The organism is Streptomyces sp. MspMP-M5 (assembly GCF_000373585.1).
GTDB lineage: Bacteria > Actinomycetota > Actinomycetes > Streptomycetales > Streptomycetaceae > Streptomyces.
This window is the reverse complement of record NZ_KB891883.1, coordinates 130,976-142,926: the sequence shown is the minus strand read 5'-3', so window position 1 is coordinate 142,926 and position 11,951 is coordinate 130,976. Positions and strand designations below refer to the sequence as shown.

At 72.9% G+C, this 11,951-nt stretch carries 9 protein-coding genes and 1 pseudogene; 5 read left to right on the top strand and 5 right to left on the bottom strand.

Annotated elements, in window-relative coordinates; genetic code table 11:
* Positions 1 to 243: 243 nt before the first annotated feature.
* Entirely contained in the window at positions 244 to 846 is a 603-nt protein-coding gene (locus tag B073_RS46345) for a hypothetical protein (RefSeq protein ID WP_018538409.1), read from the bottom strand.
* A gap of 253 nt (positions 847 to 1,099) precedes the next feature.
* Between B073_RS46345 and B073_RS42765 the strand changes: the two genes are divergently transcribed.
* A complete protein-coding gene (locus tag B073_RS42765; RefSeq protein ID WP_018538408.1) occupies positions 1,100 to 2,557 on the top strand; it encodes an AfsR/SARP family transcriptional regulator in 1,458 nt (485 codons plus the stop codon).
* A 36-nt stretch (positions 2,558 to 2,593) separates the two neighbouring features.
* Here B073_RS42765 and B073_RS0112340 read toward each other — a convergent pair whose 3' ends face one another.
* The gene (locus B073_RS0112340) at positions 2,594 to 3,004 is read right to left on the bottom strand and encodes a Fur family transcriptional regulator (RefSeq protein WP_037811551.1); all 411 of its coding nucleotides are present in this window, start codon (positions 3,002 to 3,004) and stop codon (positions 2,594 to 2,596) included.
* A 337-nt stretch (positions 3,005 to 3,341) separates the two neighbouring features.
* On the opposite strand from B073_RS0112340, the gene katG reads away from it, so the two are divergent.
* The gene (gene katG, locus B073_RS0112335) at positions 3,342 to 5,561 is read left to right on the top strand and encodes a catalase/peroxidase HPI (RefSeq protein ID WP_018538406.1); all 2,220 of its coding nucleotides are present in this window, start codon (positions 3,342 to 3,344) and stop codon (positions 5,559 to 5,561) included.
* A 121-nt stretch (positions 5,562 to 5,682) separates the two neighbouring features.
* Here the strand turns inward: katG and B073_RS42760 are convergent.
* Positions 5,683 to 6,048, bottom strand: a pseudogene (locus tag B073_RS42760) (cupin domain-containing protein); the annotation flags it as partial.
* Between the two features lie 69 nt (positions 6,049 to 6,117).
* Between B073_RS42760 and B073_RS0112325 the strand changes: the two are divergent.
* Positions 6,118 to 6,969, top strand: a complete 852-nt coding sequence (locus tag B073_RS0112325; RefSeq protein WP_018538404.1) for a LysR substrate-binding domain-containing protein — start codon at positions 6,118 to 6,120, stop codon at positions 6,967 to 6,969.
* Between the two features lie 114 nt (positions 6,970 to 7,083).
* Here the strand turns inward: B073_RS0112325 and B073_RS0112320 are convergent, their stop codons facing one another.
* Positions 7,084 to 8,553, bottom strand: coding sequence for a glycosyltransferase family 39 protein (locus tag B073_RS0112320; RefSeq protein WP_018538403.1), 1,470 nt, complete (start codon positions 8,551 to 8,553; stop codon positions 7,084 to 7,086).
* Between the two features lie 166 nt (positions 8,554 to 8,719).
* On the bottom strand, positions 8,720 to 9,133 hold the full coding sequence (locus tag B073_RS0112315) for a VOC family protein (protein ID WP_018538402.1): 414 nt from the start codon (positions 9,131 to 9,133) through the stop codon (positions 8,720 to 8,722).
* 460 nt (positions 9,134 to 9,593) lie between these two features.
* Here B073_RS0112315 and B073_RS0112310 point away from each other — a divergent pair, with 460 nt between their 5' ends.
* Positions 9,594 to 11,249: a histidine kinase gene (locus B073_RS0112310; RefSeq protein WP_018538401.1), complete on the top strand. Its 1,656-nt coding sequence runs from the start codon at positions 9,594 to 9,596 to the stop codon at positions 11,247 to 11,249.
* Positions 11,246 to 11,926, top strand: coding sequence for a response regulator (locus tag B073_RS0112305; RefSeq protein ID WP_018538400.1), 681 nt, complete (start codon positions 11,246 to 11,248; stop codon positions 11,924 to 11,926). Before B073_RS0112310 ends, B073_RS0112305 begins: the two co-directional genes overlap by 4 nt.
* The last annotated feature ends 25 nt before the right edge of the window (positions 11,927 to 11,951 follow it).

Here is an 11,951-nt window from a genome sequence, read left to right as displayed (position 1 = left end):
GGATCTCCGTGGAGGAAGGAGCGGCGTCTGGTGCGTGCTCTCGCAAGGCGCCGGGATGGCTTCATAGCGGAGCTATGGAGACATTTCGGCAACGCCGCGAGAGTGCGTGCCAGGCGCCGCGACGCCGCGGAGATCCGTCAGCAGCGCCCTAGCCCCGGTCGTCCGTCTGGCAGGTACTGAGAACCGGCCCGTCGGCCCGCTGGCCCAAGACTGACGGGCCGGCGGGCCGGCGGGCCGGTGGCGTCACGCTCCGGGGATCGCGGCGCGGAACTTCTTCGTCAGATCGGTGCCGCGGATCACCCCGCCCTTGTGGTACTTCAGCCCCCAGGCGTCGATCACCGAGCCGTCGGCGAACATACAGGCGGAGGTCGCCTTGGACGGGTCGGTCTCGTTCTTGGGGCCCCAACCACCGCCGTCGGTGGGCTTGTTGCCGAACATGGCGGTGCCGTTGATGCCCTGGCAGTAGGCGATGGACGGGTTGCCGGGGCTGCTCGGGCCGTCGGGCTTGCGGACGTAGGCGAGCGCGGCCAGGGTCGGTTTGTCCGCGGCCAGGGTGTCCGCGGCGATCATGATCTTGCTTCCGTCGGTGGCGGTGAACAGGCACATCTCGCGCTCACCGCCCAGCGGCGTGAGCTTGTTGCCGGTACCGGTGTAATAGGGGACGCGGGTCTCCGCCTTGCCGCCCTGCTGTGTGCACCAGGCCGCGTCCGCGGACGGGGCGTGCCGTACGGGGGCGGCGGCCGGATCGCGGGGCGCCGGGCCGGTGGCGTCGGCCGCGTCGGCCGCCACGGCCGTGCCGGAGACCAGGGCCAGAACGGACAAGGCAAGGGCATAGGAGCGCTTCACGCTTCCTCCTCAAGGACGGTCGGTGGGGACGACGTCGCCGGCCGGGCGCGGTGTGCGGGCCCATCCTCGGCAACCCCGCACCGCAAGGTCAACGCGCATCCCCCGGCCTGCCGGCAGCCCTGACGACATTGACGCGTTCCCGCGGCCCTACCCCGGTCGACATGCCCCGACCGGCGATCGGATCCGGCCAGTAACGCCGGTGTAACGCCCTTGTCTGCCGCCGCGGTTCGGATGTGACTAGAGTGTCCCGCCCATGAACCCTCCACTGCTGCGCGTTCGCCTGCTCGGCGGCTTCCGGCTGGTCCGCGAGGACGGAGCGCCGCTGGTGGAGCGCTGGTCCCGGCCCGGCGCCCGGACCCTGGTCAAGCTGCTGGCCCTCGCCCCCGACCATGCGCTGCACCGCGAGCAGATCATGGCGGTGTGCTGGCCGCACGCCGAACTCCGCGCCGCGCTGGGCAGCCTGCGGGTGGCGCTGCACACCGCCCGGCACGCGCTGGAGCCCGAGCTGCCGCCGCGCGCCGCCTCCGCGTATCTGACCGGCGACGGTGAACTGCTGCGGCTCGCACCGGACACGGTACGCGTGGACGTCGACGAAGCCGAGGCCCTCGCCCGGCGGGCCCTGACCGGCGGCGGCCGCCACGAACTGGCCCGTGCCCTGGAGGCGTTGACCGCCGAGCTGCTGCCCGAGGACCGCCATGCGCCCTGGGCCGAACCGGCCCGCGGACGGCTGACCTGCCGACGGGCCGAGCTACGACGCGCACTGGCCGAATACCGCCGCCCGCACGACAGCGGCGCGGTACGGGCCGAGGCGGACGCGGCGCGGGTACGCCTGGACTGGGCACTGCACCTGGACCGCGCGGGACGCTACGGGGAAGCCCTCACCGTGGTCCGCGAGGCCCTCCACACCTACCACCGTCAAGGGCTGCGCGACGCGGGCACGTTGGCCGCCGCCCGGCTGGCCGAGGTACTCGGCCGCGGCCGCGGCGCCGACGAGGCGCTGGCGGTCCTGGCCGCCCATCCGCCCGGCCCCGACACCCCCGACGACATCCGGGCCGCCCACCACATGGCGCGTTCGGCGGTCCTGTCCTACTGCGGCCGGTACGCGGAGGGACTGGCGGCGGCGCGGGCGGCGGAGCGCTGCGCCGGGGCCGCCCGCGGGGCGGACCACCCGGTGCTGCTGGCCCGTTCACTGGCACAGCAGACGGTCTGCCTGGGCCTGTCCGGTCTCGCCGACGAGGCGGCCGGGCCCGCCGAATCGGCGCTGGCCCCGGCCGAGGAGTCCGGTGACCGGGCGCTGCTGGCCACCGTGCTGTCCGTCCTGCGGGAGACCGAGCGCCGCGCGGGGCGGCACGGGGAGGCACTGGCATACGGGCGGCGCGCACTGGCGCTGGCCGAACAGGCGGGCCGCCCCACGGCCACCGCCTTCGAGCGCGCCAACCTGGCGGAACTGCACCTGCTGCGCGGCGAACGGGCGGACGCCCAGCGGCTGGCGCTGGCCTCGGTCGAACTGGCCGAGCCGTTCGGCGGCACGGCGCTGGCCTTCGCCCTGACCGCGCTGGCACGCGTACGCGGCGGTTCGGCGCCGACGGAGGCCCGGCGGCTGCTGGAGCGGGCCGGGCACTGCGCGGCGGACGGTGGGCATCGGCAGGCCATCGACGAGGTGCGGTCGGCCTGGGCCGAGGTGGTGGAGGCGCGCCACGCGCTGCGGTGAGACGGGCCGCGCCGGCCGTCCGCCGCACCGGCGCCCTCAGCGGCAGTCGGGACAGACGCCCCAGTAGGTCATCTCGACGGCGGAGAGGGTGAAGCCGAACCGCTCGGACGCGGGCAGATCGGCCAGCGGGTCGCCGCCGGGGTGGACGTCGCGAATGGCGCCGCAGCGCGAGCACACCAGGTGGTGGTGCGGCCGGTGGGCATTGGGGTCGTAGCGCTTGGCGCGGCCGTCGGTGGTCACCTCGACCACCTCGCCGAGCGAGACGAGCTCCCCGAGGGTGTTGTAGACCGTCGCACGGGAGATCTCCGGGAGGCGGGCCGCGGCGCGCGCCAGCACCTCGTCCGCGGTGAGGTGGACATGCTCGCCGTCGAGAACCTCGGCGACGACGCGGCGCTGGGCGGTCATCCGCCAGCCACGTCCGCGAAGCCGTTCCAGCAGGTCACTCATGGTCACCAGCCTAACCGTGCGTCGTCCGGCGAATGAATTCCGTACGGATCTGGTCGCCTTATTGACTTGGATCTAGTCCATCGTAGGATCGGTTCTGGAGATAGCCAAGGGACGAGACCATCGCAGGGACAGCACGTGACGGTTCACCAGACGGGTCCGCTCACCTCCGAACCTCGCTGCTCCGGTCACGGACAGCCGCAGCGGCGAGCAGACGAGCGCCGCCGTCCTGCGGCACGCACCGGCCGTCTCTCCCCGCACCTCCTGTACGGCCCGCGCCAGACTGCTCCACCGCCGCGACTGCTGAGCACCGTGATCCGCCCCATCCGGAGGGATTTCCATGTCTGAGTCCGAGATCCATGACGCAAAGACCGTAGAGGCGACGGACGCCGCAGGTGGCTGCCCGGTCGCGCACGGGCGTGCCGCACACCCGACCCAGGGCGGCGGAAACCGGCAGTGGTGGCCGGAGCGGCTCAACCTCAAGATCCTCGCCAAGAACCCCGCCGTCGCGAACCCTCTCGGGGAGGACTTCGACTACGCCGCGGCGTTCCAGAGCCTGGACCTCGCGGCCGTGAAGCGGGACATCGCCGAGACGCTGACCACCTCGCAGGACTGGTGGCCCGCCGACTTCGGCCACTACGGCCCGCTCATGATCCGCATGGCCTGGCACAGCGCCGGCACGTACCGGATCAGCGACGGCCGCGGCGGCGCCGGCTCCGGCCAGCAGCGCTTCGCCCCCCTCAACAGCTGGCCGGACAACGCCAGCCTCGACAAGGCCCGCCGTCTGCTGTGGCCGGTCAAGAAGAAGTACGGCAAGAGCATCTCCTGGGCCGACCTGCTGGTCCTCACCGGCAACGTCGCCCTGGAGACGATGGGCTTCCAGACCTTCGGCTTCGGCGGCGGCCGCGAGGACGCCTGGGAGGCGGAGGAGGACGTCTACTGGGGCCCCGAGACCGAGTGGCTCGGCGACACCCGCTACACCGGCGACCGCGAGCTGGAGAACCCGCTGGGCGCGGTCCAGATGGGCCTGATCTACGTCAACCCCGAGGGCCCCAACGGCAACCCCGACCCGCTCGCCGCGGCCCGCGACATCCGGGAGACGTTCCGCCGGATGGCGATGAACGACGAGGAGACCGTCGCCCTGATCGCCGGCGGCCACACCTTCGGCAAGACCCACGGCGCCGGCCCGGCGGACAACGTCGGCCCGGACCCCGAGGCCGCCCCGATGGAGCAGATGGGCCTCGGCTGGAAGAGCACCTTCGGCACCGGCGCCGGCGCGCACGCGATCACCAGCGGCCTGGAGGTCACCTGGACCAGCACGCCCACCCAGTGGGGCAACGGCTTCTTCAAGCACCTCTTCGAGTACGACTACGAGCTCACCAAGAGCCCGGCCGGCGCCCACCAGTGGGTGGCCAAGGACGCCCCGGAGATCGTCCCGGACGCGCACGACCCGTCGAAGAAGCACCGCCCGACGATGCTCACCACCGACCTCTCGCTGCGCTTCGACCCGATCTACGAGCCGATCTCGCGGCGCTTCTACGAGCACCCCGAGGAGTTCGCGGACGCCTTCGCCCGCGCCTGGTTCAAGCTGACGCACCGTGACATGGGCCCGGTCGCCCGCTACCTCGGCCCGGAGGTCCCCTCCGAGGTGCTGCTGTGGCAGGACCCGCTGCCGGCCCGCGAGGGCGAGCTGATCGACGCCGCGGACATCGCCTCCCTCAAGGAGCAGGTCCTCGGCTCCGGCCTCACCGTCTCCCAACTGGTCTCGACCGCCTGGGCCTCGGCCTCCTCCTTCCGCGGCACCGACAAGCGCGGCGGTGCCAACGGCGCCCGCATCCGCCTGGAGCCGCAGCGCAACTGGGAGGTCAACAACCCCGACGAGCTGGCGCAGGTGCTGCGCACCCTCGAAGGCATCCAGCAGTCCTTCAACGCCGCGGGCGGCAAGCAGGTCTCGCTGGCCGACCTGATCGTGCTCGCCGGCGGTGCGGCCGTCGAGAAGGCGGCCAGGGACGGCGGCGTCGACATCGAGGTGCCGTTCACGCCGGGCCGTGTGGATGCCACGCAGGACCAGACCGACGTCGAGTCCTTCGACGCCCTGGAGCCGGCCGCCGACGGCTTCCGCAACTACGTCGGCAAGGGCAACCGCCTGCCGGCCGAGTACCTGCTGCTGGACAAGGCGAACCTGCTGACGCTGAGCGCCCCCGAGATGACCGTCCTCGTCGGTGGTCTGCGCGTCCTGGGTGCCAACCACGGCCAGTCCAAGCACGGCGTCCTCACCGACCGGCCGGGCACGCTGACCAACGACTTCTTCGTCAACCTGCTCGACATGGGCACGGCGTGGAAGTCCACCTCCTCGGCGCAGGACGAGTTCGAGGGTCGCGACGCCGGCGGCGCGGTCAAGTGGACCGGCACCCGCGCGGACCTGGTCTTCGGCTCGAACGCCGAGCTGCGGGCGGTCGCCGAGGTCTACGCGAGCGACGACGCGAAGGAGAAGTTCGTGAACGACTTCGTCGCGGCGTGGGACAAGGTGATGAACCTCGACCGGTTCGACCGCGTCTGATCGCCTGACCCTCAGGTTGCCTCTCCGGTGCACGTCCGGGCCGGCCCGCACAGGCCGCCCCGGACGTGCACCGTTTTCCGGCCTTTCCTCACCCGCCGTTCCCTCTCCCGGCTTCCCTTCTTCAGCGGAAATCCGTGGCCGGCTCCGTGGCGTAACGGCTCATCGTCCGGAGGTGTGCCTGCGGGTTCGCTGCCTGGCCGTCGGCCAGCATGTCCCGAAGGTCCCGGAAGTACTGCACATACAGGTCCGGCGTGAACACGCTGAGCATGACGGCCGGTTGGCCGGTCACATCGGCGAAGGTGTGCGGAGCCCCGGGCGGGACCAGCACGAACGTGCCCGCGGACGCGTCATGGTCGTTCGCACCGACGGTGAACCGCACCGAGCCGGACAGAACGTAGAACCCCTCGTCGTGCCGGGCGTGCCGGTGCTGCGGCGGTCCGGGCGTATGCGGTGCGAGGACGGACTCGGCGACTCCCAGGCGGTGCCCACGGCCGGGGCGCGGTGACTGTCCAAGACCCGTTCTGCGGCCTCGATACCGTACGGGTATCGTTGCACCGTGGAGCTACGCACCCTGCGCTACTTCGTGGCGGTGGCCGAGGAACTCCATTTCGGCCGGGCCGCCGCCCGGCTGCACATGAGCCAGCCGCCGCTGAGCCGGGCCATCAAGCAACTGGAGACCGAGGTCGGCGCCGCGCTCTTCGACCGGTCCCCGGCCGGTGTCAGGCTCACCCCGGTGGGGGCGGTGCTGCTCGACGAGGCGCGCGCCCTGCTCACCCAGGCAGACCGGGTACGCGACCGGGTGGCCGCCGCGGCCGGCGCCGCGGCCCTCACCGTCGGCATCCTGGGCGACAGCACCGACCCGCGCGCCATGCGACTGGCCGGCGTCTACCGGCGACGGCACCCGCGCGTGGAGATCCGCATCCGCGAGACCGACCTGACCGATCCGACCTGCGGGCTGCGCGCCGGACTGGCCGACGTCGCCCTGACCCGCAGGCCGTTCGACGGGACCGGCCTGACCGTGCACGAACTGCGTGCCGACCCGGTGGGCGCGCTGCTGCGCACCGACGACCCGCTGGCCCGCCGCGACAGCCTGAAGCTGGCCGATCTGGCCGACCGCCGCTGGTTCTGCTTCCCGGAGGGCACCGACCCCCTCTGGCAGTTGTATTGGCATGGTGGGGAGCCCCGCGAGGGCCCGGTCGTGCGCGCCGTCCAGGAGTGCCGACAGGCCGTCCTGTGGAACGGAACGGTGGGGATGACCCTCCTGGGCCACGAACCGACAGTGGGACTCACCGTGGTGCCGCTGCTCGACGTGCCGCCCAGCCGCTTGGTGGTCGCCTGGAACGAGGGCGACACGAACCCGCTGCTCCGCTCGTTCGTCCAGATCGCCATCCGCGCCTACCGCGGCTGAACCCGGCCACCGCGTCAACCCCGCTCAGCCGTCGGATCCTTCCCGACGCGGTCGGGTCCGACGCCGCAACCATGGATGTGTCGTGGATCGGACCGCGGGGCCGAGCGGGGCCGTTCAGCGCGTGGGCGGGGGTGGTGGTTGGCGTCGTTCGTAGACGCTTATCCGGCGGCCCCGCTGGACGCTGTCCGAGCGGCGGATGAAGTACGCGTCCAGGACGCGTTGCTTGGTGCGGTCGCGCACGGACTGTGCACGTCGAGGCCCCGGGTCCGTGACGAGCACGATGCGCCGGGCGGCGAGCATCGCCCGCTCTATGTCGCGCGGTTCGGCCTCTATGCCCTTCAACGTGCCCGACTCCACCGCCCCCTGGGCCAGGGCCAGGTCCCGTAGGCCGGCGAACTGACGGGGTGAGACGAGGGCGGTGTCACGGCGGGCGGCGGGTATGTAGACGACGCCGTCGGCGGCCTGGCGGACGCGGCCGACCGTGGCTGCCGCGGTCAGCACGTCGTCGACGCGGCTCTCCACCGTCCGCAGGCGGAGCTCTATCGGGAGAAGCGCCAGGAGGGCCAGTGCCACGGCGGCGGGGAGCAGCACGTGTATGCGGGCTTTGAGGCGCGTGGTGAGGGTGACCAGGAGGGCGCCGATGAGGAGGGCGAGCCCTACGTAGGCGAACAGTACGTAGCGGGTGATGTAGAGCGGCTTGACGACGGAGATCAACGCCAGGGACACCTGGGGCACGGCGCAGAGGGGGAGCGCGACGGCCGCGAGGTTGAGGCGGGGGAGCGCGGCCTGCTCGTGGAGGGTGTCTGTCCGGCGGGCGTGCGGGAGACGTGTGCAGAGGGCTGCGAACGCGAGGGTGAGCAGCACGCCGAGCACGGTCGACCAGCCGAGGGGTTTGATCCAGGAGACGAGGGATGCCTGGCTGCGGCTGGCCAGGATGACCGGCAGGGTGCCGACGACGGCTCCGCAGGCGGCCAGTCCCCACCCGGCGCACCGCGTCCGGCCTGGGCGAATCCAGGCCATCGTGACGCCGTGGGCGACGAGGGCGAACAGGGAGAACCAGTTGAGCCAGGCGGCGACCATCACCGCTCCCGCGTAGCAGACCCAACGCCACCACCTGCCCGGCTTGCGCAGGGCCTCGGTGAGCAGCCAGGTCGCGAGGACCACGAACGCGAGGACGAGGGCGTAGGAGCGCCCTTCTTGGGCGTGTTCCTGGACGGCCGGGACGATCGCCAGGGCCAGTCCGGCCGCGATCCCTACCGCGCGGCCGGAGAGCCGGGCGCCCACGAGCGCCGTCAGCCCGCACGCGGTGGCCGTGGCGAGCACCGAGGGCAGCCGCAGGGTGATCAGACTGTCGCCGAAGAGGGCGAACGCCCCGTGCATCACCGCGTAGTACAGGCCGTGGACGACGTCGGCCTGGCCGACCATGTGCCCTATCTCGGCCAGCGAACGGTGTGACGCCTGCCAGGTCGCCGCCTCGTCCCGCCACATGCTGTGCTCGCGGGTGAGGCCCCACAGTCCCAGGGAGAGTGCGAGGAGTGCCGGCCAGACGAAGATGGATATGCGGTGGTGTCGCAGGTGTTGCACTGTTCACCCCACAATCACAACGTTGTCGTCAGGCGTGCGCCAGTCACCACAGCCAGGCGGGTGGGGAAGGAATTCCCCAACCCCCGCTGAGCGGGCAGACGAAAGCGATACTTTACCAAAGCGGGCAGGTGGGCGGATATGGTGGAAATGGGCGAGGGCCTTCTGGTCAACCGTCGTAGGACTGGAGCTCGATCAGGATGCCTTCCGGGTCCCGCAGGTGGGCGGTGCGCAGGCTCGGTCCCCACTCCGGGCGGTCGGTGGCGGGGGTGACTGGCACCCCTCCATGGGCCAGGCAGAACTCCCACGCCGCATCGACGTCGGGCACCCGCGAGACCAGCATCGTGCCGTCCTGGGCCGGCCCGGCGGAAGGCGGCAGGTCCGAGGTGCCGACCACGCCGGCCATCGCGGCGCGGTCGAACAGCACCAGGACGCCCTGCTCGGCGAGGTCCCAGTTGGCGTAGGGGCCGGACTCGTCGCCCTTGACGCGCACCGCACCCAGCAGCTCGGGGAGCACCGCGTCGTAGAAGCGGAAGCATTCCGCGAAGCGGGTGACCAGCAGGCGGGGGTAGAGGGCATCCATCTCGGCCTCCAGGCTGAATGAGGGGCGGTCGCCCGTGAGTTGGGGCCAACCTACAGCGCTTTCCGGCCGGGCACGTCGACGGCTGCGCGGACAGCGCCGACTGCTCTGCGTGGTGGCTCGGTCTCTGTGGTCGCGGCCAGGTTGCCACCAAGGAGGATCTGCTGCCGGCCACTGTCTGAGCCCGTTGGGCCGGGCGGCGTGCCTGGGGCGGCCCGTCGCCCGCCCCGCCCCTCTCTCCGCCTTTCGGCAGAGGCGGGGATCGCCCGCGAGGTTCATGCCGTCGGGCGCCCGGGCGCCGATACTGGTCAGCGTGCCAGGTACCAGCCCGTTCCGTCCGCCCCGATCGTTCCCTCCGCTCCGTTCATTCCGGTCGCTCCGTCCGCGCCGTGGTTCCCGTCCGCGCCGTGGTTCGGCCTGGTGTCGGCTGCTGTCCGGGGCGTTCCTGGGCGGTGCGGCGCGTGTGGTGGTGGCGGAGACGGTCGGTGTGGCGGTCGTGGGGCTCGGGGTGTACGGGGCCGTCGGATACACGGGGGGCGTGCCGTACCCGGCGTTCGAGCTGGCGGTGCTGGTCGCCGCGGTCGGGCTGTTCCCGTTGCGCCGTCGATACCCCACGGCGGTGCTCCTGGTGCTCGCCGTGCTGACCGGCCTGTCATCCGCCGCCGGACCGGTCACGGCCGCGACCGCGTACGCCGTGGCGCGCCGGACGGTAGGGGCGAGGTGGCGCGCCCGGCTGCTGGCCGTGGCCAGTGCCCTCGTCGTGGGAGCGGCGACGGCGGCCGCGCCCTGGCTCGGTCCCGGGCCGGTGCCGTACGGGGTGGCGCTCGGCCTCGTTCTGGCGCCGACCGCCGTGGTCGTGCCGGGTCTGGCCGGCACGGCGCAAGGGCAGCAGGGGCGCCTGTTGCGGGCGCTGCGCGAGCGCGGCGACGCCGCGGAGCGGGCCCGCCGGTTCGCCGACAGCGAGGCGCGCATCCACGAGCGGTCCCGCATCGCCGCCGAGATGCACGACCTGGTGGGGCACCGGCTCAGCCTGATCTCGCTGCACGCCGGCGGGCTGGAGCTGGCCCTGGACCAGGCGGCGCCCGAGCTGCGCGACGAGGCCGTCCTGGTGCGGCGGACCACCCGGGACGCGATGCGCGAACTGCGGCAGGCGCTCGGGGTGCTCGGGCCGCTCGGCCGGGATACCGGCCCCGATGCGCTCACCGACGCGAGCGGCACCCGTGCCGACGTCGAATCGCTGGTGGCGACGTCCCGCGACGGCGGGATCGACGTACGGCTCCAGTGGACGGGGCCGGACCTCGACACCCGTCCGGCGCGGGTCCGTCGGGCGGTGCACCGGGTGGTGCGGGAAGCCCTGACCAATGTGCACCGGTACGCGACCGAGGCGCACGTCACCGTGACGGTGGTGCACGACGAGGAACAGGTGCGGGTCGTCATCCGCAACGGTGCGCCGCCGCGGCCGTCGGAGGCGGCCGGGGAGCGCGGCACCGGTCGTGGCCTGACCGGCCTCAGGGAGCGGGTGGAACTGCTCGGGGGGACGTTCGCGGCCGCCGCGCTGCCGTCCGGCGGGTTCCAGGTGGAGGCGACCGTGCCCGCCGAGCCCGGGGACGCCCCGGCCCCGGAACGTCCCGGGGGCGGGGCGGACCTCTCCGGGCCGGCGGCGTACGTGGACGCGTCCTCCGCTGTCGGCGACCAGGCCACTGGCACCGGACCGGTCGGACCGATGGTGCCCGCGCGCCGGACCACCGAGGCCCTGACGCTCGCCGTCGGGCTGGTGGCGCTGAGCGTGCTGATGGTCCTCGGGGTCGCCTTCGTCTACGCCACCCGGCCACACCAGCAGGGTCCGCCCCCGCTGCCGCACATCGGCATGACCTACCAGGAGGTGGCGGGGGCGGGTGTACTGGACAACGCCGCGGTCCGGGCGGCGGCCACCGGCCATGAACCGCCGCGCCCCGCCGGCACGGTCGGCTGCGTCTATCCCTTCAACGGCGCCACCGAGCGCCATCCCGGTGGCCTGACCATCGCCCGCTACTGCTTCGACGCCGCACAGCGCCTGATCGCCATCGACCGCTTCACCGTCCCGTCGGTCCGGGACGCCGTGCCCTGGGAGACCCCGTGACCGAGCCCACCCGGCCCATCCGTGTCCTGCTCGCCGACGACGAGGCGATGATCCGGCACGGCGTCCGCCTTATCCTCCGGCACGCCGACGGCATCGACGTCGTCGCCGAGGCCGCGGACGGGCGGCAGGCCGTCGACCTGGCCGCCGCCCACCGACCCGACGTGGCGCTCGTCGACATCCGGATGCCGGTGTGCGACGGCCTGGCCGCGATCGCGCCGCTGCTCGCCCTCGATCCCGCGCCGCGGGTGGTGATGCTGACGACCTTCGGCGACGAGGCCAACGTCCTCCGGGCGCTGCGGGAGGGCGCGGCGGGCTTCCTGCTGAAGGACGAGGGCCCGCAGGAGCTGATCAGCGCGGTCCGGGCGGCCGCGGCCGGTGACGCGGTGCTCTCTCCGGGCGTGACCGGGGCGGTGATCGCACGGATGCTGAGCGGCGCCGGCCCGGCGGACGCCGGCGACCCCGAAGGTGCGGACGACCGGATCGCCCGTCTCACCGGCCGGGAGCGGCAGGTTCTCGCGATGCTCGGCGAGGGGTTGTCGAACCAGGACATCGCCGAGCGGCTCGGCATCGGGATCGGCACGGTCAAGACGCACGTCGGCGCGATCCTGGAGAAGACCGGTTCCGCGAGTCGGGTGCAGGCCGCGCTGCTGGCCCATCGGACGGGCCTGTCCTCCTGACCGGCCGTCATGGGCCCGCTGCGTA

What these genes read in the sequence shown, in the direction of transcription:
- B073_RS0112340 (WP_037811551.1), bottom strand. Translation starts at nt 3,004, where the DNA reads ATGAGTGACCTGCTGGAACGGCTTCGCGGACGTGGCTGGCGGATGACC.
- B073_RS42765 (WP_018538408.1), top strand. Translation starts at nt 1,100, where the DNA reads ATGAACCCTCCACTGCTGCGCGTTCGCCTGCTCGGCGGCTTCCGGCTG.
- B073_RS0112315 (WP_018538402.1), bottom strand. Translation starts at nt 9,133, where the DNA reads ATGGATGCCCTCTACCCCCGCCTGCTGGTCACCCGCTTCGCGGAATGC.
- katG (WP_018538406.1), top strand. Translation starts at nt 3,342, where the DNA reads ATGTCTGAGTCCGAGATCCATGACGCAAAGACCGTAGAGGCGACGGAC.